At 58.0% G+C, this 25,864-nt stretch carries 20 protein-coding genes; 2 read left to right on the forward strand and 18 right to left on the reverse strand.

The genetic code is table 11. The features are described 5' to 3' along the window. Positions 1 to 44: 44 nt before the first annotated feature. Together Q0894_RS00990 and Q0894_RS00995 are read left to right on the forward strand one after the other, a co-directional pair. Positions 45 to 905: a capsule biosynthesis GfcC family protein gene (locus tag Q0894_RS00990; RefSeq protein WP_299230697.1), complete on the forward strand. Its 861-nt coding sequence runs from the start codon at positions 45 to 47 to the stop codon at positions 903 to 905. Continuing rightward, a complete protein-coding gene (locus tag Q0894_RS00995) occupies positions 902 to 3,082 on the forward strand; it encodes a YjbH domain-containing protein (protein ID WP_299230699.1) in 2,181 nt (726 codons plus the stop codon). The genes Q0894_RS00990 and Q0894_RS00995 overlap by 4 nt, the downstream gene beginning before the upstream one ends. Here Q0894_RS00995 and Q0894_RS01000 read toward each other — a convergent pair. From Q0894_RS01000 to Q0894_RS01085, 18 genes are all read right to left on the reverse strand, one after another. Further along, the gene (locus Q0894_RS01000) at positions 3,068 to 4,660 is read right to left on the reverse strand and encodes a hypothetical protein (RefSeq protein WP_299230701.1); all 1,593 of its coding nucleotides are present in this window, start codon (positions 4,658 to 4,660) and stop codon (positions 3,068 to 3,070) included. The genes Q0894_RS00995 and Q0894_RS01000 overlap by 15 nt on opposite strands. A 360-nt stretch (positions 4,661 to 5,020) precedes the next feature. Next, positions 5,021 to 6,208, reverse strand: coding sequence for a glycosyltransferase (locus Q0894_RS01005; RefSeq protein ID WP_299230702.1), 1,188 nt, complete (start codon positions 6,206 to 6,208; stop codon positions 5,021 to 5,023). Continuing rightward, positions 6,190 to 7,173 carry a hypothetical protein gene (locus Q0894_RS01010; protein ID WP_299230704.1) on the reverse strand — a complete coding sequence of 328 codons (984 nt, stop codon included), beginning with the start codon at positions 7,171 to 7,173 and terminating at the stop codon, positions 6,190 to 6,192. Before Q0894_RS01010 ends, Q0894_RS01005 begins: the two co-directional genes overlap by 19 nt. Positions 7,174 to 7,175: 2 nt before the next feature. Continuing rightward, complete coding sequence (locus Q0894_RS01015) at positions 7,176 to 8,375, reverse strand: glycosyltransferase (RefSeq protein WP_299230706.1); 1,200 nt, start codon at positions 8,373 to 8,375, stop codon at positions 7,176 to 7,178. 81 nt (positions 8,376 to 8,456) lie between these two features. Further along, positions 8,457 to 10,256 carry an ABC transporter ATP-binding protein gene (locus tag Q0894_RS01020; protein WP_299230708.1) on the reverse strand — a complete coding sequence of 600 codons (1,800 nt, stop codon included), beginning with the start codon at positions 10,254 to 10,256 and terminating at the stop codon, positions 8,457 to 8,459. A gap of 73 nt (positions 10,257 to 10,329) precedes the next feature. Then, a complete protein-coding gene (locus tag Q0894_RS01025; protein ID WP_299230710.1) occupies positions 10,330 to 11,652 on the reverse strand; it encodes a DUF4910 domain-containing protein in 1,323 nt (440 codons plus the stop codon). A gap of 13 nt (positions 11,653 to 11,665) precedes the next feature. Next, positions 11,666 to 14,068 carry a polysaccharide biosynthesis tyrosine autokinase gene (locus Q0894_RS01030; protein WP_366130952.1) on the reverse strand — a complete coding sequence of 801 codons (2,403 nt, stop codon included), beginning with the start codon at positions 14,066 to 14,068 and terminating at the stop codon, positions 11,666 to 11,668. 365 nt (positions 14,069 to 14,433) lie between these two features. Continuing rightward, positions 14,434 to 15,810, reverse strand: a complete 1,377-nt coding sequence (locus Q0894_RS01035; protein ID WP_299230714.1) for a surface carbohydrate biosynthesis protein — start codon at positions 15,808 to 15,810, stop codon at positions 14,434 to 14,436. A gap of 135 nt (positions 15,811 to 15,945) precedes the next feature. After that, a complete protein-coding gene (locus Q0894_RS01040) occupies positions 15,946 to 16,929 on the reverse strand; it encodes a polysaccharide deacetylase family protein (protein ID WP_299230716.1) in 984 nt (327 codons plus the stop codon). A gap of 26 nt (positions 16,930 to 16,955) precedes the next feature. Next, complete coding sequence (locus Q0894_RS01045; RefSeq protein WP_299230718.1) at positions 16,956 to 17,729, reverse strand: SDR family oxidoreductase; 774 nt, start codon at positions 17,727 to 17,729, stop codon at positions 16,956 to 16,958. A gap of 150 nt (positions 17,730 to 17,879) precedes the next feature. Beyond that, positions 17,880 to 18,797: a Gfo/Idh/MocA family oxidoreductase gene (locus Q0894_RS01050; protein WP_299230720.1), complete on the reverse strand. Its 918-nt coding sequence runs from the start codon at positions 18,795 to 18,797 to the stop codon at positions 17,880 to 17,882. Next, positions 18,794 to 19,594 carry an SDR family oxidoreductase gene (locus Q0894_RS01055; RefSeq protein ID WP_299230722.1) on the reverse strand — a complete coding sequence of 267 codons (801 nt, stop codon included), beginning with the start codon at positions 19,592 to 19,594 and terminating at the stop codon, positions 18,794 to 18,796. Before Q0894_RS01055 ends, Q0894_RS01050 begins: the two co-directional genes overlap by 4 nt. Then, the gene (locus tag Q0894_RS01060; protein ID WP_299230723.1) at positions 19,591 to 20,292 is read right to left on the reverse strand and encodes an acylneuraminate cytidylyltransferase family protein; all 702 of its coding nucleotides are present in this window, start codon (positions 20,290 to 20,292) and stop codon (positions 19,591 to 19,593) included. Before Q0894_RS01060 ends, Q0894_RS01055 begins: the two co-directional genes overlap by 4 nt. Positions 20,293 to 20,422: 130 nt before the next feature. Beyond that, complete coding sequence (locus Q0894_RS01065) at positions 20,423 to 21,478, reverse strand: sugar phosphate nucleotidyltransferase (protein ID WP_299230725.1); 1,056 nt, start codon at positions 21,476 to 21,478, stop codon at positions 20,423 to 20,425. 29 nt (positions 21,479 to 21,507) lie between these two features. Further along, on the reverse strand, positions 21,508 to 22,713 hold the full coding sequence (neuC, locus tag Q0894_RS01070) for a UDP-N-acetylglucosamine 2-epimerase (protein ID WP_299230727.1): 1,206 nt from the start codon (positions 22,711 to 22,713) through the stop codon (positions 21,508 to 21,510). Continuing rightward, positions 22,710 to 23,726, reverse strand: a complete 1,017-nt coding sequence (gene neuB / locus Q0894_RS01075; RefSeq protein ID WP_299230728.1) for an N-acetylneuraminate synthase — start codon at positions 23,724 to 23,726, stop codon at positions 22,710 to 22,712. The genes neuC and neuB overlap by 4 nt, the downstream gene beginning before the upstream one ends. Then, the gene (locus Q0894_RS01080; protein ID WP_299230730.1) at positions 23,723 to 24,346 is read right to left on the reverse strand and encodes a NeuD/PglB/VioB family sugar acetyltransferase; all 624 of its coding nucleotides are present in this window, start codon (positions 24,344 to 24,346) and stop codon (positions 23,723 to 23,725) included. Before Q0894_RS01080 ends, neuB begins: the two co-directional genes overlap by 4 nt. A 39-nt stretch (positions 24,347 to 24,385) precedes the next feature. Next, positions 24,386 to 25,396: an NAD-dependent 4,6-dehydratase LegB gene (locus Q0894_RS01085; protein WP_299230732.1), complete on the reverse strand. Its 1,011-nt coding sequence runs from the start codon at positions 25,394 to 25,396 to the stop codon at positions 24,386 to 24,388. Positions 25,397 to 25,864 lie beyond the last annotated feature (468 nt).

Consider the following 25,864-nt stretch of genomic DNA (forward strand, 5'->3'; position numbering starts at 1 on the left):
AAACAGGTCACGAAGCAGGCCAACCACCGGGGATCAGGGAACCGATGAAGCAATATAAGACCGGCTGCGCCACACGTCTGGCGAGCGCCCTGCTGGCTACCCTTTGGCTGGGAGCGGCGGCAACGGGCGCCATGGCGCAACCCACGGATAGCGAGACAGCTAGCAAGGCCATCGCTAGTAAAGCCGCCGATACCCAAGCCGCCGATACCGAAACACTGATCGATGCCTGGTTGTGGTGGCAGCAGGCGCACCCTGGCCCGGTGGCGTGGCAGCAGGCGTTCGCCCTGCGCCATGATACCGCCTCCAAGCTGGGGGAGCGTCGTGAACGGATGGTTGGCGAGCTTGCCACGCTGGCGGTAAGCGCGCGGGTCGCCGGTGACACCAAGGGCGCTGCGGCCTTGATGGCCTGGCGCCGTGAGCTCGCCGAATGGCCCCTCGCGGAGGCGCGCACCCCCGGCCGCATGGATCTGCCATGGCTGGGCGCCCACCTGCGCAATAATCCGCCTCTTTCGCGTATCGCTCAGCTGGGCGTTTGCAGCCGCCCGCAGTGGGTCGAGTTGTGGAGTCGTGACGGGGTGACGCGAATCGATTGGGTGCCGGAGCTGTCTCTGTCAGCGGCCATCGAAACGCTTTCATCCGCGGCCGCCGACAACGTCGACCATGCCGCCTTGATTACCCCCATGGGGCAAATTCATCGGCGCGGCGTGGCCGCCTGGAACCACCAGCATACGCCGCTGGTGCCGGGTTCACGCGTGGTGCTGGAGCTGCCGACTCGCCAAGGCCTGCGCGGCGCCCTGCCCTTCCCCGGCACCACCCATGAAGCCGATCTGATCAACACGCATCTGCCGGAGCTGTTGGCCTCGCGCCTGCCCGGCGACGATTGCCGCATACGGAATGTGCCATGAGACACACGTCAACGCTGGTCACGTCACGACACGCCCCTTCACGCCACGCTCGCCTGCTGACTGTCGTGCTGCTCGGTGGAGCGGCAGTGCTGACGCAAGCAATGTCGGCCCAGGCAGATGGTCTGGCCGGCAAGCTGGGCGCCGGCCAGAGTGACTTCGGCGGCGTCGGTCTGATGCAGACTCCCACGGCGCGCATGGCGCCCGTGGGAAGCATGTCGATCGCCGCCAGCCGCACCGAGCCCTTCCGGCGCTACAGCATCTTCTTGCAACCCGCAGAGTGGCTTGAGGGCGGTTTTCGCTATGTAGAGATCGAGGACCGGCTATACGGCGAGGCGATCGCCGGGGATCGCACCTTCCTCGACAAGGGCTTCGACCTGAAGCTGCGGCTGCTGGAGGAGAACCGTTACTGGCCGGAGCTGGCGCTGGGCTTTCGCGACCTGGGCGGCACCACACTGTTTGGCGCCGAATACCTGGTGGCCAGCAAGCGCTGGTATGACCTGGATTTCAGCCTGGGCATGGGCTGGGGGTATTTGGGCAATGCTTCTGACGTCGATTCGCCCCTGGGCTGGGTCTCCGATAGCTTTGACACTCGCCCACGACGGGCCGGCGGCGATCGCGGCGGTGAGTTCGCCGTGGATGCATTCTTCCGGGGGCCCATGGCCCTGTTCGGTGGCATCGAATACCAGACGCCCTGGCAACCCCTGGTGCTGCAACTCGAATACGAGGGCAACGACTACACCAACGAGCCCCTCGATAGCGATCAGGAGCAGGACTCTCGCTTTAATATCGGTGCGCGATTGGCACTGACCGATAATCTCGAGCTGCGCGGCGGCTGGCAGCGCGGCAATACCGCCATGGCAGGCCTCAGCTACAATATCGACCTGGCCGGGCTTAGCCAGGTCAAGCACGACCCGCCGCCGGCCAATATCGATGCCGCGCCACGCGAGAACTGGACCGAGGTGGCCCAGGAGCTCGAGGAGAATGCGGGCATGCGAGTGGCCAGCATCTCCCAGCAGGGGAAGGCCTTGCGTGTGGTGGCTGAGCCCGAGACTTACCGCTCACTCGCAGAGAGTGAAGGGCGTGCTGGGCGTATCCTGCATGCCCAGGCGGACGAGGAGGTCGAACGCTTCCACTTTCAGTGGCAAAACCGTGGCATGGACCTGCGCGAGGACGTCCACCAGCGAGAGGCTCTGGTCGCTGCGACACGCTCCAGCGAGCACGAGGCCCAGCATCGGCACGGCATCTATGCCCATACCAACTATTCACACACCAACTATTCACACACCGACCATGCCAATCTGGACAATGACGGCATGCCCCTCTACCGCGGTGAGCCGCGGCGCTTCGACTGGCGGCTGGGCCCACGCCTCGACCAGAACCTGGGTGGCCCGGACGGCTATCTTTACCGCCTGATGGCGGTGGCCGGCGCGGAGTACCATACCGCCCCAAATGCCTGGCTGTCGGGCACGCTGGCGTTGACCGCCGCCGACAACCTGGATAACTACGACTATCGCGGCCAGTCGGAACTACCTCGCGTACGCACCTTCATCGGTGACTACCTCGCCGAATCGGATGTGGGCATCGAGAACCTGCAGTACACCCATAGCGGACAGCTGGGCAAGGACTGGTACGTCATGGGCTACGGTGGGCTTCTGGAGATGATGTTCGCCGGTGTTGGAGGCGAACTGCTCTATCGCCCCTTCAACAGCCCCATCGCCGTGGGGGCCGATATGAACTGGGTGCGTCAGCGCGATTTCAGTCAGGATTTCGAGATGCGCGACTACGATACCTGGACGGGCCATCTGAGCGCCTATATGGAAACCGGCGTGGAGGATGTTCTCGCCAAGGTCAGCGTGGGGCGCTACCTGGCCGGTGACTACGGCACTACGGTGGATCTGTCGCGGGAGTTCGACTCGGGTGTCAGGGTTGGCGGTTGGGCGACCTGGACCGATGCCGGCGACGACTTCGGTGAAGGCGACTTCGACAAGGGACTATATGTCTCGATCCCGCTGGATGCTTTCTTCACGCGCTCCAGCCGTAAATGGGCCAATCTCTCCTGGCAGCCCCTCACCCGTGACGGGGGAGCAAGGCTGAACCGGCGCTATGCGCTCTACCCCTTGACCGAGGAGCGTCAGCTCGGACGCTACTGGGAGGAGCTCGGCTCAGGCTATCCGTGATTCGGCGATGGGTGATTCTGCGATAAATGATTTGGCGATGGCACCAGTGTCGTCGCCTTCCGCCAGGTCCTGGATACTGCCCTCTTGCAACGCATTGCGACCGATGTATTCTTTCGCCGCCGTAAGGCCATCACCCTTCTCGTTTTGCGTGAACCGATGCAGCAGGCGCGTCATAAGCCGACGGTAGCCGGCGAAGAGCGCGACCTGCTCGGTAAAGAAGTGCATCTCGACCCGATCGCCATGGATATCGATAGACTGGGGGCCGAACGCATCGCTGAAGGCAAGCTTGCCTACCCTCTGCTCACGGTACTCCTGCGGCGACAAGGTCAGGATCTCACTCACCGTCAATCCTCCACCGTCGCCTCGGCAGGTATCCCGACCAAAACGATAGAGCCGGCCTTCATCGACATGGATCCTGCCCCCCATCCACGCCGAACAGGGGTCGATCACGATGGGGGACCTGGGATGGACGACATAGGGGCCCCTCAGCTCATGGCTGTAATAGAGGTTGAGACAGTGCTCTGACGCGCCCTCATCATCGTTGGCGAACAGATAGAAGACGCCGCCATGCCAGAACAGGGTGCCATCGGGCACGCCTCTCGCCCGAAATGCCTCGCCCTGGAGCATGCCTCGCCCACGGCACTTGCTCGCTCTCGCTGTGCCTGAAAGGCTGGTATGCGCATCGTGACCCGGTAGGGATATAGGGCGAGGGGGACCGACATTGTCACGCAGGGAACCGCCCGTGTGCGCCAGTACACCGGGGCGGATGCTGAGACTGGTTAGCTCTTGCAGGTTATCGAACCGGGTGGAGATGCTATTCCTGTGCTGCTCCATCAGCGTTTGATGGAGGAGCCCGCGAAAGTAACGGCTCGAGGCCTTGATGACGACGGATGCAACCGTCAAGTTATCGGGGATGACAGGGTCTGGGTCAGAGCCTTGCAGCGCCTCGGCGATATCGTGGCCGCCTCTGCTGCGTAGACTCTCCAGCGCCGGCTTGAGCAGCAAGGCGGCACTCCGATAGAACTCGCCAAGCGTTCGCACCAGGGAGTCGCCGTGGACCCGGGAGTAACCTCGCGCTAGCACGCCTCGCTCTGGGGCACTCTTGGCATGACGCTCGATACAAATCTCGATGCGCTCGGCGTTGTGGCGAAGCGCGTGAAAGCCTGGCAGCCCCTCGCTCTCGTGCAAGGGAGCATTCGTTTGATAGCTGATGATATCGATGCCGGGAGGCGGCTCGAGAGGCACGCCGAAGTTGATGATCCACTCGACGCCCTGCTGATGCAGGAGCTCGACCTCAGCGTCCGGCAGGCGGCTGGTTGCTCTCCCCTGCTCCAGTGAAACGCTGCGCTGAGCGAGATGAGCAATAGGCAGGTGCACTGGCTTTAATTCATCGCCCCGACGATATAGTGCGCACATCAGGCGATAGCCAACGGGGTGACAACGAGGCGGCTGGCCTGCGCATTTTACTCGCATCAACTGCGAGACCTGCAGATAGCGCGCCACACTCTCCAGTGCATCGGCCTGCCACTGCTTGATGCCGTCATACGGAATAGCCAGCGCTGCCACTGTCTTCTGCATTGCTCTGCCCCCGGCTTGCCTGGCCTGTTGTGTGCCGACGAGACACGCCGTGTGATTACCGTTACATGCGACTATTCTATATATTTAATCGCTCTCTATATTGTTATTATTTATCCACGAAGCTTTTTATATAGAAAACACCTATCTAAACAAGTTAAAAATCTACGACTCACTTGAATAGTAGGCGCTCTGCAACAGTAATGTGAAGCATGATTTTATTGATAAAGATCGCTCACAATTACTTAGCAATCGGAAACACCCTGCTGCTAAAAATAGAAATTGACGCATTGAACAAGCAAAAAAATACAAAAGCCAACAAGGAGGAAACTAGCATCGTAGGGGACAAGAAACCTGTAATGATTACTGCAGAAAACTCGTGCTGGTGGTCGTGTCTTCGACGCCCCTACTGCCCTCATGCCACACTCGGTCATAGTTCGCGATCATGGAGGCCAGGGAGAAGCAATCAGCGATGCGTGCAACCGCGGCCGCCTGGCGCTGTTGCCAGCGCTGGGGTTTCGACCGGCACTCTTCGATTAGCTCTTGAAGCGCAGCCGCGATGGCCGCCGGTTGACGCGGCGGCACCACGCGACCGATATCCGCAACGATCTCGGCAGCATCCCCCACATCGGTAGTCACACAGGGCGTGCCGCAGGCCATGGCCTCGGCGAGCACATTGGGAAAGGCCTCCGACGAACTGGATAGAAGATGAATATCGAGGGCATTCATGACCGCGGGAATATCCGTTCGCTGGCCGAGGAGCCGAATATAGTCGCGTAGCCCATTCTCGTCGATCCAGGCCGCAAGCGTCGGGTTATCGGCCGTCATCTGCTTGCCGACCAGCAGGCAAGTAAACTCGACTCCCTGATCTCGAAGGCGCTGCAGGCTTTTTATCAGGGTGGCATGATCTTTCTGCTCATTGAAGCGTCCTACCATGCCCAGCACCAGTGCATCCTGAGCCAGACCGAGTTCTTCCCTCAGAGCCTCTCGTTGACTTGGATCTCGTCGGAAGATGGAGAGGTCATAGCCATTGCCGATAATGGTGAACTTCGCCGCTCGGTATCCCAGCGCCCTGTGCACGCTTTGAGCCTTGGAAGCACAGCAGATGATCCGCTGTGGGATAAGGCCACTCAAGCGCGCACAGAGCTTTGCCACCAGGATCGTTGCGCGCTTGGCATCGCCGGGCGCCAGATCCGAGTGACGTATGTTCCAGTAGATATGCTTGACTCCGGCCAGGCGGCCGATGATGCCGCCCACCAGATCGGCATGGTACATCCATGTCTGAAGGAGATCAGGCCGCTCGCGTTTCAGCAGACTGAACAGGCCCGTTACCCCTGACCAGGTAAGACGTCCGGCGGGCATATGCAGGCAGTGAACCTCAACACCCGCCGCTTCGAGCATGGGGCCATACTTTCCACGGCCCTGCATGGAGATCACGATATGCTGGTTCTTCCTGTCATTGGCGCACAGCCGGTAAAGCACCGCCTCCGCCCCGCCATCTTCCAGTATGGTAATCAGGTGAAAAATTTTCATCAGAATGTTCCCATCCATCCCAGGCCCTCAACGCCAATGCGAGGAAGCCATTGCATAAAGAAAAACAAGAAGAATGCCGGCAGAAACAGCAGAAAGCGACCAGGCGACAGGGAGAGTGAGGCGAGTAGCACCAGAATAATGCCACTCTCGAAGACCCTGGCGGCCACTGGCAGGAAGGTGTAGGACACCAGGTAGAACAACAGCACACTCATGGCAAGAAGATTCTTTTGGATAAAAGCCCCACCTTGTGAGGCAAATAGTGAAAATATCGCGAGCCAAAACACGAACCCCTTGCCCGAAATATCAGCACCGAAATACTCATAGCTGGTCTGCCGGGCTCCCAGTGCCTCGGCGATAACCAGAGCGGCAAGGCTCATTCCCGTGATGATGATAAAGTAAAGAATCATCCTTGGTGCGATAGTGATATTGATATATGAGAGCAACTTCTGTGTCGCCAGGATAAACATGAAAAAGAAGAAGGATGCATGTATAAAGGGGGTCAGCATGATAATGAAAATCCGCCGCTTTCCCGAGAACCCGAACCACCCTAGCAGGAAGACACTGATCGCCACTCCCTGTCGCAGGTGGGCTATGTAATTCTTGAGAAACTGAGGCAACAAAATGAAGGCAAGAAGCAGAAGGAAGTAACGGGAATCGTGGCTTAATACGATATAGGCGCTGACGAACGAAGCAATAAACACATAGAACTTGATTGCATCAAGGGGGTCATCGAAGGCCAGGTTCAAGGCATAGTTCATGAATTTCCACAGGGGCTCATTAACCAGATAAGCGGTAAGCCCTTCGGGGAGGTAACGAAACAGTATGACGTCAGCAGCAGCAATATGTACAACATAGCGGGAACGATCGGTGATCTCAATCGACTCGAACGAAACCGCAAAGAGTGCGAAGGCGAGGGAAACTATGGCGATCGAAATCGACTTGAATGAGCTCGAGTACAAACTAAAGGAGTGGGCATGACTCATGTTCACCTCCCTACTCCACTCTCGCTCCGCCCTGTTGCCACTGGGGTCATACCGGAGCTTTCGATCGCTCGCATCTCTTCCAGATAGCGGGTGGCGATAAGTTGGGGTGAAAAGTCCGCACAGCGTGCCTTACGGGCTCTGCGTGTGCCGGCAGGCTTAACCAGTGATTCGTCGATGGCCTCGGCAAGCCGTGCCGAATCGTCTGGCGGCACCAGATAGCCATGCCGCCCGTTCTCGAGGATCAGGCCTGATGCCCCTGGGCACGAGGTCGCCACAACGGGGGTACCAGCCGAAAGCGCCTCCATGATCGCGTTGGGAAACCCCTCCCAACGCGATGACGACACGAACAGGCGCGAGTGCTGAAGGATGTTCTCGGGATGCTGCGTAAACCCCAGAAAATGGATGCGGTCAGCAACGTTCGCCTTCTGCGCCTTTACTACCAGTGCTTCCATGAGTGGTCCATCCCCCAGGATGGCGAGGTGCAGTGTTTTGTCATTCAACCGGGAAAATGCCTCGATCAGGACATCGAAGCCCTTCTGGGGTACCAGTCGTCCCATGGCACAGAGGTATTCCCTACCGCACAGTATCTCGGGCAACTCGGTGTCCTCGACCGTGTGCTCCGTGGGTCTGACCGGATTGCCGATAAAGAGCTTTTTGTCACATGTATTGATGCCAGCCGCGTGCAGTGAATCCAGTATGTCTGTCGCAATCACGACCATGGCATCGGCGCGCGGGTAAAGAAGGCTCATCAGCCTCGCCCGGACCTTCTCGCGAACCCCCGCGCCTTGCATGGAAAACACGTTGGCCTCACGGATAAGCACACGACAGCGCCCACCGGCGAGCGAACGGGCAAGCAATGCCACCACATTGGCGTCGGCCATCGTCGACAGAATGACGCTTGGCCGTTCTTTTCTGATATAACCGACGAGAGCGGGCAAGGCATGAGTGGTCCGGCGCTTGCCAAGATCCACCACTCTTACCGCTGGCGACACCTGGTTGCTGTAAGCGCTGCCTCCTCGCGCCAGGACGAGATGGATGGGGCGCTCCGTAAGACGGGTGAACTCATTGGCCAGGTTGACGAACACGCGCTCTGCACCGCCTCCATTGAGGGAGGGAAGAAACAGCGTGATCGGCCCCGCCTGTCGATTGTTTTCGAAAGAGACCATGCCCGCCCCTGTTGTTGTCATCGGTTCGCTAATCATCGAGTCTGTTGTCATCGAGTCAGCGTGATGCGATTCCTGTCACCCGGCCGATAATACGGCTTCCTAATGGCCGGCTCGGTTTCAGGCATGCTCTGTCATATGCTTGAACAGAGCATTCCTTTCCACCAGATCGTTATAGCTTCCTTGATCGGCGACCTCGCCCTGCTTGATAAGGTAGATGCAGTCGCATTGCTTCACGGTGGCCAGGCGGTGGGCAATGATGATGATGGTCTTGTTGCTGGAGAACTCATGAATGGTATCCATGACCCGCTTCTCCGTGATGCCATCCAGGGAACTGGTCGCCTCATCCAGCACCAGCACTTCAGCGTCGTCATAAAGCGCACGGGCGATACCGATCCGCTGCCGCTGGCCTCCTGAAAGCTGAATGCCACGCTCGCCCACCCGGGTATCCAGCCCCCTGGGGAGGTGCTTGAGAAACTCATCCAGCTGGGCCATTCTGGCGGCCCGTTTGATACGCGCCTCGTCGATCTCTTCCGGTGGCAGGCCGAAGGCGATGTTCTCGCGTATGCTGGCATCCGCCAGAAAGATGGCTTGAGGAACGAGTCCCAGGTTGTTCTGCCAGGCGCGAGTGCCCTCCTGCGTCAAAGGTTTCCCATCAATCAGAAACTCGCCGCTGTCGGGTCGGATCAACCCCAGCAGCATGTCAATCACCGTCGACTTGCCGGAGCCGGAAGGCCCCACCAGCCCGATGACCTTCTTGGCAGGAATAGTCAGCGACAGGCCTTTCAGGACCTTCTCTTCCTTGCTGGGGTAGCGGAAATGTACATCTGCCAAGGAGATTGTCTCCTGCGGCGAGATGATGCCTGTCGCCGGCAATAGGCTGTTCTCGCCCTGGCGCCCCTCCTGGCTTGCATAAAGGTCGTCACGTATGGCATCGAAGGCCGAAAGATTGCCACGTATGGTCGAGATGCTGGTGTAGATCTGCTGGAAGGCTGGCAACAGTTTGAAGCTTGCCAATGCATAGACCGAGACGAGAGGCAGTATCGCCGTCAGGTTTCCTGAGTGCGCCTTCAGCAGAAAGAGCACGAGAAAGATAACGGCACCAAACGCTACCAGCTCCATGGCGTAACGCGGCGCCATGGCCAGCGCCTTGGTAGTCCCCTGGGCACGGCCATAGCGTCGGCTGGCCTTTTCGAACCGGTCGTTGAAGACCTTCTGCCGGCCCAGCAGCAGGACATCCTTGATGCCGCCGAACCCCTCCTGCATCAGATTGAATCGCTCGGCCTGCGCAAGGGTGACCACCCTGCCATTGGACACCAGTTTTCTCCGCACCACCCGGTAGAGCACCAGATATGCCAGGCCGAAGATGGTAACCCCGGCCAGCGCCACCAATGGGTTGAAGCTGAACACCGTAATGACCATGAACGTGGCCATCACCAGCTTGGCGTTCATCTGCATCAGGGGTGCCAGGATGCTCTCTGTCACCCGATTGCACTCCTGGGCAATCTTGTTGGTCAGGTCGCTGCTGCTGCCACTGGCGTGGAACAACCAGGGCTGCTGCATATAGCGTCGGTAGAGCCGCATACTGAGTTCGGCCCCTACCTGATGTCCATAGAGCGACAGGCGCCATACGGTGAAGATCGAGACGCCGGCTGCCACGGCCAGAGCTATCAATACACCGTTCCCCAACCAGAAGAGGAAGCTCTCCTGGCTCATGCCGGTCATCCGGTAGAGATTGGCCAGCACACCGCTTCCCTGCAGATAGCTCAAGTCACCCACCAGGGCCATGAAGGGTCCGACGGACATCACACCCGCGACTTCGGCAAAGGCCATGACCACGACCAGCAGTTGCAGCCGCAGCAGTCTCTTGCGCTGTTGCCGGGTTAACAGCGAGTAAAGCTCTTTGATGTTGGCGAGCATAGTCGGATCGTGCCTTGTTGATATCCACTCGATGGCATCCAGCCCATGAAGACTGGGGCGTGGCCTCGCGACGCTAGCAGGGCGACGCGGCCGTTTCCCTGGATGTGACCAGCTCCACCAGGCCATGCTCGGCCCACTTCTCGAGATAGTCTTCTACTGTGCCGGCGGAGAGGCCAACGCGCTTGGCCAGCAGGGCGATGCTGGTTGGCCGGTCGAGTGTGGGAACAAGCTCCATCAACTTGCGTAGCCCTCGCCGCTCGGCATCCGGTATATCGCCGAAAGCGACCTGCCCCGGATCGATATAGAGGTCATACCTGCGATTGGAGAGGCAGATGTTGCCAACAAACCGCTTGCTGACAATCGCACTCGACTCCAGCTCCTCGATCGCCTCGACCAGTACGTCGACGGCCTCTTCAAGGGCCTGACGATCCATCAGTTCATAGTTGTCGAGGTCGGTGTGGTATTCGGGATAGGGAAAGCGTGACAAGGACGCCATGGGAATACCATAGGCTTCCCAGATGTATTCGTCGTTGATCAATGCACTGGCAAACTCACCGGTACGATGACGAGCCCCCTTGCTCTCCAGCGCATGAACCAGCGTCTGTTCGATATTTGCCTGCTGCTGGCGAGAGAACTGAAGGTTGAGCTCGGTCGGAGAGCCGAGCATTTCCAGCATCACCCCTTCCAGCATCCTATCGCGCTCCGATGCATCCAGATGGCCGAGATAGTATTCGTTGCCAATGATGCCGGGTGCCAGCACCAATCGATAACTGAAATTATACTGTTTCCCTGACTGGCGCAGCTTCTCGAAAAGCGCCACGCCTACCGCCACTCCCGCCAGGCCATCGTTGGCGACGCCCGGGTGGTCCAGGTTGGCGCCAAAGACGATGGTGTTCGATGAGCGGCCCTCGAGGGTGTAGTCGAGTACACGCAGGGTGCCGGGCCCCTCCGAGGTCTCGATTAGAACATCGTATTCGCCCTCCTCGAGGCTATCGTAGAAGTTCCTGGGCACACAGAAGCCCCAGTCACGCTCATAACTACGAAACAGCTGCCTGAAGTGAAAGGGAATCGCTTCGGGATACCGATGATCATAGTGAAGGTGTCGACGCAACTCCTCCCTGCTTACCCTCCCCTCGAAGGGTGCCGAGAGAGCCATCACCGCCATGGGGTGATGGCAGCCATCATAGATAATCTCACCCTGGTAGGCGATTTGCGCTCGTGTCACGTCCCAGCTGGGGGGAATGACCCATCCGTTGTAGTCGTTACCCGCCGAATAAGTGATTTCCCGAAACGGCAGCAGCCTCTTCATATATTGAATGGTTCTGTCATAGTCGCTGGAGCAGATCACGCGGTTAAGCGGTGTCAGATCTTCCAGCAGCTTCATCATCCTATCCATAGCATCCTCTTTTTTATGTATAGGCGTACTGGTAATAGCCGTAGGAGTAGCTGGTGGCGGCCTTACGCTCCATGGCATTAAGCACCGCTCCTTTTACTGTGACGCCCCCATTTTCCAGCCGCCGCCGGGCCAGTTGGACCTCGCGTACCGGGTTGACCTGATAGCGGGCCACCATCAGCGTGGTGCCGCACTGCGCCCCGATCAGAGCGGCATCGGTCACCGCCAGCGTCGGTGGCGTATCAATGATCACCAGATCGTAGCGGTCGCTGACTTTCATCAGGAAGAGGGTGAACTCTTCATTCATCAGCAGCTCCGAGGGGTTGGGCGGAGCGATACCCCGCGCCACATAGTCGAGGCCTGGGATACCGCTGGGACGAATCACACCGATCAGGTCGCGGCGGCCGCTAAGCAGCTCGGACAAGCCTCCATCGCTCTTGCCCCCCAGGGCGGTATGCAAGTGCCCCTTGCGCATGTCGGCATCGACCACCAGCACTCGCTGGCCGGCCTGGGCGCAGACGGCTCCCAGGTTGAGTGCCACGAAACTCTTGCCGATGCCCGGACTGGGCCCGGTGATCATCAGTCGGTTATCGGAGGCATCGAGCATGGCAAAGTGAAGACTGGTACGCAGCCCGCGTAGCGCTTCCATTGAGGTATCCGTTGGTGCCCGTTCGGCGAGAACGCCATGGACCAACTCGCGGGAACTTCGACCGCTACGCTGCTTGAAACGCTTGATAAGCTTCGTCTGTTCATCGGAGAGCGGTATGGTCGCGTAGACCGCAAGACCGACCTCCTCGAGCTCGTCGGGGGCTTCGATGCCCGTGTTGAGCAAACCACGTACCAGGACCACGCCTGACATAAACAGGCCGCCGAGCACGGTGGCCAGTGCCACGATAAGCGGCTTGCGTGGCTGGATCGGCTGTTCCGCCACCACGGCATCGTCGATGATGCGCACATTGCCCACCGTGCCGGCACGTGCCACCTGCAGCTCCTGCATCTTGTTGAGCATGCTGACATAGATGGCTTGATTGACCTCCACATCACGCGTACGTCGCACTACCTCTTGCTGGGCTTCGGGCAGCTGATCCACTCGCTCGTCAAGCTCGGCTCGTCGTGCTTGCAGTTGACGCTTCTGGCGCAGCAATGCCTGATAGGTGGGATGCGAGGATGTATATCGCTGCGCCATCTCGGCTTCCTGGAACTCCAGTTCGCTGAGGCGACTGTCCAGCTCAACAAACTGCTGGATGACGGCCTGGGCCTCCGAGTTCAGGTCGACACTGTCCTGTTCGACACGATAGCGGTTCAGGCTCTCCTCTGCGGCAGCCAGGTTGTCGCGCAGTTTTGGGGCCTGCTCATTGAGAAAGGCAAGACTCTGCTCGGCCTCCGCCGACTGACGCTCAACGTTCTGGGTCAGAAAGGTTTCGGCCACGGCATCCAGCGAACGGCGAATCGCCTCAGGGTTCGGGCCAACCAGCGACAAACGCAATATGCCGGTGCTGGAACGGCCGGAACTCCCCCCCTTTTCGCTCACCGACAGGCGCGCCGCGAGATCGCGAATGGCCTGCAGGCGGGATCGCTTGATCAGGATAAACTCGGCCCCCTCGGGAGCCTGAAGCTCCGCTACACGCAGCCGGATGGCGCCATTGGCGAAATTTGCCAGTTCACCAACTCGTGCCGAACCGAGCTTCTGATAGCTCTCCCCATCAAGTGTGAGGCTATAGTCGCCCTCGTCTCCGGCCTTGAGTGTCAGCGGCTGGCCCAGCAGGCGCTGATCGGTCACCTCGAAGAGACCGATGCGTAGGTGTTCGCCACCCCAGACCGAGGAGCGCCCTCCCAGGACGTCAGGGACAGGGATCGAGCCCTTGAAGATGTCCGGGATGCCGATGCTGCCCTTGAGCATGGCAGGTAGCATCTCGCTCTCCCTCAGCGGCTCTGGTAGCGCCAGGGTGTCAGGCAGCCACCCGGTAAGCTCTAGCCGACCTGTCAGAATACCCGGCCGGGGAATCTCATGGCGTTGTATGAAGCCTCCCACCAGAGGCAACCGCTTGGGCTGGACCAGCGTGTCGAGGCCAATGCGATCCACCACCTGGCCAAGCACCATGCGCGATTTGAGAATCTGCACTTCAGCGGCCGTGCTGTTGCTACTATCGCCTTGAAGAGAGCTATCCCCCATGATGTTCGCAAGATCGCCCAGCGGACTGACCGAGGAGCGCTGTTCCACCTGGACCAGGGCATCCCCCTGATAGATCGGTGTTGTCAGAAGCGCGAAGACAAGACTGCCCAGGGTACACAGCAGGGCGAACCCGAGAATGGCCCACTTATGGTCGATCAACAGGCCTGCCAACCGTCTCAGGTCAGCTTCTTTGCTTTTCTGGCTAGGCGTTGGTTTGGCGCTCATCTGTGTAACCCATGGCTGCATTGGCAGATCGTTGATCTCGGTGGCGCTGAAGGCACCTCAACGGCAGGTTCTGTGATCCGAGGTTCGAGGTTCGAGGTTCGAGGTTCGAGGTTCGAGGTTCGAACCCTTTGTAAGTGTTCAGCCCTATTAAAAAAACACAATATTACATAAAGTAACAATTTCGAGGCGTGGCAGAACACTATTTTCCCTGTTCGCAACGATGGTTTTTCTAATGCTTGAATTTCGGTGAGGTGGAATTCACCACTCCACCTAAACTCAATTACCTGAATTCAAAAAATATGATCATCCACTCCAATCATCACTTGACCGAAAATTCTGAGTGCAGAATCTGACCTGCCGAAGGCAGGTCCAGTTATTCATACTATTTAATTAATACTTAACCTAAAGGATTTATGGGAAAGCACTTCCACCTCAATCTTGCTCAGGAGGTGTGTATCGCCCGATAGCCGACAGGCCTTCTCGATAGAAGCATTGATTTCATTTAACGTGATTCTAGGGTACGCTCTATCATACTTATCGTAGGTCTTTCTCAAGTCGAGAAATTTATCCAGCCCTAGAAACTCTGACTTGAACACCGACTTAACAGGAAACCATTTATATAGAGCAAGCGCCGCCTTGTGGGAAAACTCCTTCTTGCTTCTACAGCTGCTGGAGTCAACGAGCTTCACCTCTGGTATTTCATAACCATCAATGGTATCGAGGATTTTCTTGAAGGAGTCGCCCGAGCTGAAGTTTGCGATCTTACTGGCCGCGAGGTCCAGACCTTCGCCTCTTTCTTCCCGTTTCCAGGGCTTTTTCAGGTAGGCAACCAGTGCTCGTGGCGTCTCAAAGTTGATAGAGAACTGATTGGCGAGAGTGCCGTAGTCGTAATCAACCCAAGGTGGCCTCAGCCCCAGCACCTCCTTGCCCATCGCCTTTCCTTCAATAGCGGTAGTACAACCATCATGTATCAGGACATCGCACCAGGCCAAGTGATCGACGAGACTGGATTCAAAGTCGACGACTATATTGGGGTGTTTTTCTGCAACTTTTTCATAGGTATCCTTCAGTTCTTCAGGATGCGGACGAACTATTACGTCCAGCTCCTCTTCACCACCGAGCATATCTATAAGGTTGATAAATTCGTCAAAAATAATCCTTTCATTTTTTTTGAAGTTTTCCCACTCCCTCACATCATCTTCAGTATCCAGTTCTCCGCAGTTCCTCATGTTTTCGACATACTGTTCTCCTATTGCGCTGTTGATAGAGCCAAACCGTGTATTGACAAGCACCTTTCTCTTGCTTGCAACTTTACCATCACGGAATCCCCTAGCGTTATTCTGAAGATAGAGCAAATCAAAGCGAGGATTACCTGAAACGACGATTTTCTTCTCGACACCACATCTTTGCAGCAGGGCTTTCTGGTCATCTCCCCATGCAAATACTACCTCTAGCTTGCTGATCGCTTGGTCATTTACACGGGACTGCTTATACAAATTATCGGACTTTCTTATTAACCCCTCTTCATCAAGCGCTGCTACGACACAATCATCTTGATACCATTTATTGACCAGCCGCACGGATCCCCTGCCATGGTCCTTGTACAAATAAAACCCAACCGGCGTCTTGAGCAACACGGGGTCCTTATGATGCCCTATCACAACCTGATAACCACGCTCGACTGCCTTTACCCCCAAGAAAACCTTGGCATCAAACTCTCTTTTAAAGACTTCCACCGGCAGGCAAACCAGCTTCTTCTTCATGCTACTCTCCAAAATCCGTAACTTACGGGTATCGTGTGAATGATTGAGGCTACTGCGTTCCATGCCATTGGCTTCAGGTTAACGCTTGTGTGCAGAATTTAGTGGCGCTTATTTTCTGAGTTCAGGTGCTTGAGTTCAGGGTTCAGGTGTGGCGATATGCGACTGACGGCGAGGGGTGCCTGCCGACATCGGCAGGTCATTGGTATCCAGGCGTGGCAGTGTCAGGGGGTCGCAATCTGCCAGGTTGGCGACCTTCACCTCGGTGGTCAGGCCGACCGCACAGCCGCGAGAGCGAAGAATGCCGAGTAGCGATTCGTCATAGCCGCCATAGGGATAACACATGACCCAATCCTTCCTGGGAACTCCAAGGCGCTCCAGGAACGCCAGGCTATTGTCGATCTCCTGGATCTGGGCATCGCGTTCGAGGCTGTTGAGCCAGTAGTGCTGGCAGCCATGGCTGCCGATAAACATGCCGGCATCGAGCAGGTGGGTCAGCTCCCTCTCGCCCATGTAGAGCTCTGCGGCGAAGTCCTGTTCGTCACTGGAGACATACCGGCTGAACAGGCTGTCGACCAGTGACTTGCGAAATGCCTCGGGCAGCTCCCTCTGCAGGGCACGCTTGACGAAGGTGGTGGCGGGATCGTCGTAGCGGCTGTCATGAGCGATTCGAGCAAACATCGCTTCATTCCGCTCCAGGCCGTGGTCTTCCCGCGCTTCATCCATGGCGCTGAAGACATACCTGACCAGGGTTTCGGGATCGGCAACGCTGGCCAGAACGAAGTGCAACTTGTTGACATCCAGCACCCGCCGATCGATGACCGAACAGGCCGGGGGGAAGAAGCTGCCTTGCCAGCCGCGAGCGTTGAGCAACGGCAGGACGTGGTCGATATGGTCCATGTAGCCATCGTCGAAGGTAAGCAGTAGCGGATTTTCCGGTAATGGCACCGCCTCGGGACCGACCGCGGCGATCAGCTGCTCCATGTCGATGACCGTGTAGTTCCTCTCGATATGGGCTAGCTGACCACGGAAATTATCCAGCTCCAGGGCCTTCAGCTCGGGGTAGCGAGAACCGGCAAGTGGCCTGACGTAGTGATACATGACGATGGTAAGGTTCTGCATTGTCCTGCTCCTTGGAGATCGGTCGTTCACCAGGCACTCAACCCACCGTCGATGAACAGTTCCTGACCAGTGACGTAACGAGAGGCATCCGACGCCAGATAGATCAACGGTCCTACCATGTCCTCATGGCGAGCCATGCGTCGAAGGGGGATCCTTTCAGAGTACCGCTTGACGAACTCGTCATTCTGGCCGCTCTCGACACCCCCGGGCACCAGGGTATTGACCCGAATGCCATGTACGGCCCACTGGGTCGCCAGGTAGCGTGCCAAGCCGGCCACACCGGCCTTGGAGGCGGCATACACCGCTGGCGTATTAATCTGTAGGCCGAGGTACTCCGCCCCCTCGTAGATGCGCGCATCGGCGCCGAGATGGCCGTAGATAGAACCGGTGTGAATGATGCTGCCACCACGCCCCTGGCTGATCATCTGCCTCCCCACGGTGCGTGATACCAGAAAGAGACCATCCAGATTGACGCGCATGATGTGCTGCCATTCGGCAAGGCTGTACTCCTCGCTGGGAGCAAAGAATGCCTCCAGGTCATCAGACTTGCTGGCAGCATTGTTGTGCAGGATATCGATACCGCCATAGGAGCTGACGACTCTATCGACGACGTCGATGACCGCGGCCTCGTCGGCGACGTCACAGGTATGGCCCTCACAGCGGCGCCCGGTGGTGTCACTCAGCTCTTCTGCGTAGCGTGCAGCCGCTTCACCATTGAGGTCGCAGACCACAACGTTCGCCCCGAACTCGGCGAGCACTCGACAGAACTCCCGCCCGAGGATGCCCACGCCTCCGGTCACCAGTGCTACCCTGCCTGTTAGATCGAACAGCCCTCGATATTGTGGATTCCCTCGATATTGCGGCTCCCTTCGATCTTGTTGCAGCTTCATAGTGTCTCCAGAATAGAGTCTCAAGGAATTGGCGCTGGTGTGTTCTGCCAACTGAGTGACTCACAGCGCATCCAGATAGCATTTGCGCCCTTCGCGCAGGGCCTGACTGCCTGCAATAAGGGTTCGGATTGTGTCTCGGGTATCGTCGGGGGCTATGCCGGGCGTTCCAGTCTCGATCATGCGCGAGAACTCCCAGAGCGCCCGACGAAACATGCTGAAGTTATCGGAGATGGTGTGATGGGAGATTTTTTTCTTCCCCATCACGTCCACCTTGAAGACCACAGGGGAGTCACCCAGGGCATCGATGATGATCGGCGTATCGTCGGCGAGGCGTATCAGCACCGACTCATGACCAAGGTTTAGCGGTTCCACCGAGACCGGCCGCGATGGCAATAGCGAAAGGATGGCCTCCAACAGGTGGATGCCATATTTTTCCCAGCCATTGATGACGGTTCCCCGCACCAGCGAGAGCTTGCCATGATCGTTCAGGCGATAGCGCAACTCGTCCAGCTCCATCGCATAGCGCATGGCCGAGCAGGACATCAGTCGGCCCGATTCAAGATAGGGACTGAACGCTTGCAGTTCGTGCTGATTCAGGGTCAGAGGCTTGTCGATAAATACCGGCAGTCCCGCTTCGAGGAACGGCCTGGCCAGGTGGAGATGGCTCTCGGGGTCGTCACGGGCGATGATTACTGCATCGACCTCGCCAAGCATGGCATCGGGTGATGAAACACCATGCGGGATTGATGCGGTATGGCACAGCGCCATGGTAATGGCTTCGCTCTGTGTCCAGGCATGTGTCACACGAAGATTACCAACGCCGAAATCGGCGGGGTGGCGTCGACTCAGATAATCATGAATGCCCGCCCAGCCTGCTTCCACCAGGCCACTGCCAGCGTAGCCATTGATGATTGACGAGAAGGAGAACGGGTGGCCGTTCCCTTCGCTGAGGCCGATGATACCAGTGCGTATCGTCATCTGGCCTTCTCTTCATGTTGAAGCGTCTCTTGTCGGGACGTCTCTTGTTGAAGCTCAGCCTGATCCCCGTTGATCCTATACTTCTCTGGTGCCCTACCCTGCAGCCAATCGATTCCTTCGTGATCCGGAAGTAATGGGATTTCATGTCCCAGCCAGAAGAAACGCCCCGTGGGGCCATCCTTGCCCAGTCGCAGCAGGTAGTCGATCGTGGGATGGCAAACAGAGGGGTCCAGATCTGCGGCAGGTGCCATCCCACTGCGCACCGGGCCCGGACTCATCAAATTGATCTTGATGTTGCGACTTGCATACTCATTTGCCGCTGTTATCGTCAGGGCATTCAGGGCGGCCTTGGAGGCACTATAAGCCCCATAACCGGCGAAGCAATTGAAGGGCGCCCCGGAGGTAATATTGATGATGCGCCCGAAGTCATGCTCATGCATTAACGGTAGAAAGTGTCGCATGATGCCTAGGGGCGCCAGGGCGTTGACCTGCAGCGACTCCGATAGCGCTTCATCTGTGAGCTCGGTGAGCGAGGCGGGTAAGTTAACACCGGCATTGTTGATGATGTAGGGGATATAGCCGTAACGCGTGGATATGGCGTCAAGCACTCCCTGCAAGCCTGAACTTGACTCCATATCAGCGACAATGGGTGTCACTGCAGGGAGTTGTTCTACCAGCTTCGATAGCTTGCGTTGGCTTCTGGCCAGGGCCAACACTTCAAACTCCTCGCAAAGATGATGGCAGAGTGAGGCACCTACTCCGCCCGTTGCCCCGGTGATCAGTACGATATCTTTCATTGCATGTTCTCCCTCATCAACGAAGCAATGGCGAAGTCCATCTGATTATCGATATCGATGGAGCGTTCAGCAGGCATGATGACGGCGCCACGCCGCCCATAGAGCAAACTCTGCCCTTCCTCTTCGAAAAGACGACCGGGGTAGAAGACGTAAACGGCACCGTTGAGCTGGTAGGCCGAGGGCAGTTCCTGACGGGGACGCCAGGGGTTCGCCCCCTCGATAAAGGGGCTAGGCGACGTGCCATCGAGCCGCCAGGCACGATGTGGATTAAGATCGGCCTGCTTGAAGGTCGCTACCGAGTCGAGGTGATCTTCCACCATCCGTACCAGGCACTGGTGAATGTCTTCGTTGGCACGCAGCGGACAGGTGGGCTCGAGCAGGATCATGATATCGGCGGGCTCACCTTCCCGGCGAAGGGTAGCGTAGAGGTCTCGCAGGGCATCGATGACCAGTGCATCATCCGTCGCCAGGTGATCTGGTCGACGGTAGACCTCAGCACCAAAACACTCCGCGACTTCGGCGATCGCATCATCGTCGGTCGATACGATGATGCGATCGATCTCCTCTACCGCTCGGGCCGCCTCGATGGACCAGCCGATCAGGGGCTTGCCTGCCAAGGAGCGAATATTCTTGCCGGGTACGGACTTGCTGCCCCCACGGGCGGGCACAACCGCAATCACTCTGTTACCGGTTATCATGGCGGGTCCCTTACTATTCAGGGGTGGAGCAGATGTGGGGCAGATGCGGAAAGTTGCCACTATTCCGCGATGTCGCATAGTCACACACTTCAGAGCGAGAGTTTCAGCACAAATGATCAGCTCAAGTGTTTCAGCCCAGGCGCGACATGGTTTCGCAGTACTGTTGCCACTCACCGGTGTCCAGCCACGCCTTGTCGCTGATGGGAAAAACGCCGACTCGTCCGCCACGCGCCTTGACCTCCTCGATCAGGTCGGTCAGGTGATAGAACTCATCCCTGGGGACCAGATCCAGCACGGAGGAGCGCAATACATACATGCCGGTGTTCACCATGAAGTTGTAGTGAGGCTTCTCGCGCATGGCGCATAACTGTCCATTGTCGACGATGTCGCAGATCCCATAGGGGATATCGTAATTGCGAACAGAAACCACCATAGTGATATCGTTGTTCTCATTATGGTGATGTTCCACCAGACTGGCGTAATCCGTCTTGATGATTACATCGCAGTTGGTAACGACCAGATCACCCTGCAACTTTCCCGCTAACGCATGGAGTGCACCGCCAGTGCCAAGTGGCTTGTCCTCATAGAGGTAGTTTACCTTATAGTCAGGCTCCAGCTCTTCAAAGTAGGCCTGTATCATCTTCGACTTGTAGTTGACGGATACATAAAAGTCGTTAACGCCACACTCGGCGAATGAACCCATGATAAGCTCAATGGCCGTCTTGTCCCCAACGGGGATCAGAGGCTTGGGCAGCACGCTGGTAAAGGGAGCCAATCGCGTTCCCTTGCCTCCTGCCATCACTACCACGGGTAATGTCAGCGGCTGTGTGGGGAGCTTTTTCTCGCCGTTGTTGAAGACCTGCTCCCAGAACAGCACATCGACGATATTGTGCTCATCATCGATCACCGGTACGGAAGTGTAATGCCCTTCCCGCATCCGTTGTTTGACCTCGGCGAGCTGATAGTCGGCCTTGACGTAGTAAGGTGTTGAGTTGTAGACATCACCGACGTTGCCATCCATGTCACCGCCACCGAGGATCCAGCGTCTTATATCCCCATCGGTGAGGGTGCCCGCGAATCGATCCGCATCATCGATGACATAGAGGATCTTGCACTCCGTCTCTTCCAGTTGATGCAGTGCGTCCAGTATCTTGCGTGGCTTACCGATCAGCAGTGATTCAAACATGGTCATTGCCCTCTTGTGGCCTGCACGCCTTACTCGCCAATGCTGATGTCATGGAACCGCTTCTGCAGCAGTTGCGGAGTGAGTTCGACGGTGGCCAGCATGTCCTTGATGCGCCTGGAGGTACTGCCATCGCCGAAGCGGTCGTATGGGTTGTGCATGTCGAGTAATCCGTCCTTGAAGTCAGCATCCAACGCACGGCGAATCCCCTCCCGAATCGCCTCGGCATCATTGCTCGTGGAGATCACGTTGGCTGCCGCGATGCGCCCTTGCTGGCGTTTTCCTACATTCACCACCGGTCGGCGAAATGATGGCGCCTCGACCAGGCCGCTGGAGGAGTTGCCGACCACCAGATCGAGATGGCGCAGGCAACCGTGGTAGAGCCGCTGGCCCAGGTTGTCGAAGAGGCGGCCCTGCTGCGGGTTGGCCTCGCACCAGGCCTGGAGTTGCGCATTGATGGCCCTGCCCTGGGTGTCGGCATTGGCCTTGGTAAAGACGCACTGCAGTCCCTCGAATGAGGCCAGCGCTTCCAGAAGTGCTGTCACCTCGCCACGGGCATCGCCATGGGTATCGCCTGTAACGGGGTGATAGGTCACCAGGGCGGTGGGGCGTTCCGGGTCGAGGCCCAGGGTGTCGAACAGTGCACTTCGCCCGATGCTTTCACTGTGATGCAGATGATCCAGGCCCGGCGCCCCCAGGTTGAACACCCTGGCGGGATCCTCCCCCATCTGAATGATTCGCCGCCGGTAGGCTTCGGTCGCCGGAAAGTGGAAGCTGGCCAACTTGGTGACGGCATGCCGGAAGTACTCGTCAACCGCCCCGCTGCTGGTCTCCCCTCCATGTAGGTGGGCCACAGGGATACCATGCGCCACCGCCGCCAATGCGACGGGAACAATCTCGAATCTGTCGCCGAGAAGCACGACCATATCGGGTCGGTCGGCGGCGAGGGCTTGTCCACACTCCAGCATGGCAAGCCCCATGGCCGTGGTCATGGCCGTTCGGGTATCCGATGAGAGCAGGATCTCCATGCGCCGGTGGATGGGTAGTCCGGTTTTCTCGATGTCCTGCACCGTCATGCCGAACTCCGGTGACAGGTGGGTGCCCGTGACGGCCAGCATCAGCTCCAGATCTGGATCGTTATCGATCTCACGCAGCAGCCAGTAGAGCAGCCCGAAATCGGCACGGGTCGAGGTCAGTACCCATAGTCGTCTTGCGGTCATAAGGCGTCTTGCGGTCATGCCAGGTCCCCCCACTCGATCAGCTGGTCGACCTCGATCGTGCGTAACGCACGACGCCCGACGACAACATCGAGAAGCATCGGTGACACCCCGGTGCCTGGCCGCTTGAGGGTGAGATGCCGAGTAGTAATCACCTCGCCTTCGGCAATCGTGTACGCCGCCACGATGGACTTGCGCACACTGCCGATATTGGCGATCTCACAGGGAGCGGGCCGCTTGATACCGTCGCCGATGGCCTGCTCCACATGGCGGACCGCCTGCACCATGCGCCTGAACTCCGCGGGTGGCAGTGACGCCGCGTGGTCGGGGCCCGGCAGAGCGGTATCGAGGGTAAAGTGTTTTTCGATGATTCTGGCGCCCATGGCAACGGCCGCAATGGGGATCTCGATACCGGCGGTATGGTCCGAGTATCCCACTTCTCTGCCGAATGCTCGGGCCAGGGTCGTCATCGCCGACAGGTTGATCTCATCGTGAGGTGCCGGGTATTGGGTGACGCAGTGAAGAAGGGAGACGGCTCCCGCGCCTGCTGCGTCCAGGGTCGTCAACGCTCCCTCGACCTCGGCGAGATGACACATGCCCGTCGAGAGGATCACCGGCTTGCCGTAGGCCGCAATATGCTTGAGCAGCGGCAGATTGGTGATCTCACCGGAGGGTATCTTGTAGGTGCGCATGGCCAGGGCGTCGAGAAACGCGGCGCTCTCTTCGTCGAAGGGGCTTGCCAGGAATTCGATCCCACGCGTCTCGCAGTGGGCGTGAATGCAGCGGAAATCGGCCTCCGACATTTCCAGGGCCTTCAGCATCGCGTACTGCGTGTCCTCCCCCGGCACCGACTGCTTCTGATAGGCGGCCTTGTGCGCCTGACGCGTGACCAGCCGGTCGGCCTTGAAGGACTGGAACTTTACCGCATCGGCGCCACTCTCCTTGGCGGCGTCGACCAGCTCCAGGGCCATCTGCAGATCGCCATTATGGTTGACGCCGGCTTCGGCGATGATGAAGGTTGGCGCTCTGTTCATTGGATTCTCCTGGCCGGTGTACCCACATAGATGCCGGGCTGCTCGATGCTGCGAACGACGGTGGCGCCGGCACCGACGACGCAGTCCGCACATAGCCTGATGCCAGGAACAAGCGTTGCACCCGCCCCTATCATGCCATTGTCACCGACCGTCACATCGCCGCAGAGTACCGCCCCGGGTGCCACGTGCACGTTGTCACCGAGACGGCAATCATGGTCGACCGAGGCACGGGTATTGATGATGCAGCCCCGTCCGAGCCGACTCCCTGTCACCACAACGGCACCATCCATGATCTGGGTTCCCATGCCGATGATGACGTCCTGGTGCACGATCGCGCCCCTTGCCTGAATGGTGGGAAAGCGGTAACCGCGTAACGCTAACCGCCCCAGAACTGCCATCCTGGCATGACCCGTTCCCACCTTGCCGATGCCCAGGGCAAGGTCTCGAACGGACAACAGTGGCGCTTCAAGCAGGGCACTATCTGGCCCCATATACGAGGCCTTGGCATGTTCCACGGGCTCGAGGTCGGTATAGCCTGTTACTCGATGGCCCAACGCTTCGAGCACTTCATGCACAACGCGGCCATGGCCGCCGCCCCCCACAATGATGAAATCGGACATGGCGATTACCATCTTGTTGTTTGTTGAATCATCGTCAGGTCAGATGTTGTAGGTGTGGGTCTTGTAGTGCGCCAGATTGCCCGGGGTGGTAAACCAGTCGATGGTCTTGCCGAGCCCTCGACGCAAGCCATCGACACCACCATAGGCCGGAACATGTCCCAAGTAGTGCTCGGCCTTTTCCGTTTTCGCCCACAGACGTTCGACCTCGCTGGCTTCTGGCCGCAACCTGACGTCATCGGTATGGATACGCACCTCCACCCCCATGATGTCGGCGATAAGCCTGACCGTATCCTCGATGCTGATCTCGAAGCCGCTACCGATGTTCACCACCTCTCCGAGCACGTCGTCGCACTCAGCCATCCTGATGAATCCGGCCACGGTGTCGTCGACATAGCTGAAGTCGCGGGTGGGGTGCAGGGCACCGAGCTTGAGGTCTCGCTGCCCGGAAGCTATCTGCGTGATGATGGTAGGAATCACGGCCCTGGCCGACTGCCTGGGGCCATAGGTATTGAAGGGCCGAATCACCGTCACGGGAGTCGAGAACGAGCGGTAGAAGGAGAGCGCGATCTGATCGGCCCCGATCTTGGAGGCAGAGTATGGCGACTGCCCCTGGAGGGGGTGCTCCTCATCGATGGGCACATACCGCGCCGTGCCATAGACCTCGCTGGTCGAGGTGTGCACGACCTTCGACACCCCCAGATCGCGTGCTGCCTGCAGAACGTTCAACGTACCCGTGATATTGGTATCGACGTAGGTTGCCGGTGAGTGGTACGAGTAGGGAATGGCAATCAGGGAGGCGAGATGCAGCACGACATCACAACCCTCCATCGCCTTGCGAACACCGTGGGGGTCACGAATATCGCCGGAAATGACCTCGATATTCTCCTTAACGCTGCTCGGGGCTGAATCCAGCCATCCCCAGCTGTTAAAGGAGTTGTATAGAGCCAGGGCCTTGACCTCTACCCCCATCGACACAAGCGTCTCTGTCAAGTGTGACCCGATGAATCCATCCGCACCGGTAACGAGCACCTTTGAGCGTTGCAATTGCATGATACTGTCCCTTTGTCACACTTTTTTCGTTAGACCCTGATTACGTTAGCCCCTGGTTTCGCCAGCCCCTGGTTTCGTTAGCCACCGGGCAAGAATGACCATGTCAGAGGCTTAGCTGTTGTGGCGTAGCTGCAGAGACGTAGCTGTTGAGGCATAACTACAAGGGTTTAACTGCAGAGGCGCTATTTTCACTTCCACGCTACCGCCCGGGAGTTGCCCCAGGCCGTCCCCGATACCTCACCTCATTACAGGCGTAAACCTAGTATTTCCACGCCTCGGGCCGCCGGGCCATACAAGCCTGACCTTCCATAAGGGCTACAAATTAAATCGTTCTGTTCACATAAGATTACACAGTTTTGCCCATAGTTTCACACACTATTTTCCTCATGCTTTTCGGAATGGATGTTTATCAGTCGCCCATGCGGGGATATGAAAAATCTCATCTCTGCTCGATGAAAAAGCTGCCGC

The organism is uncultured Halomonas sp., assembly GCF_947501415.1.
In the GTDB taxonomy this organism is placed as follows: domain Bacteria; phylum Pseudomonadota; class Gammaproteobacteria; order Pseudomonadales; family Halomonadaceae; genus Halomonas.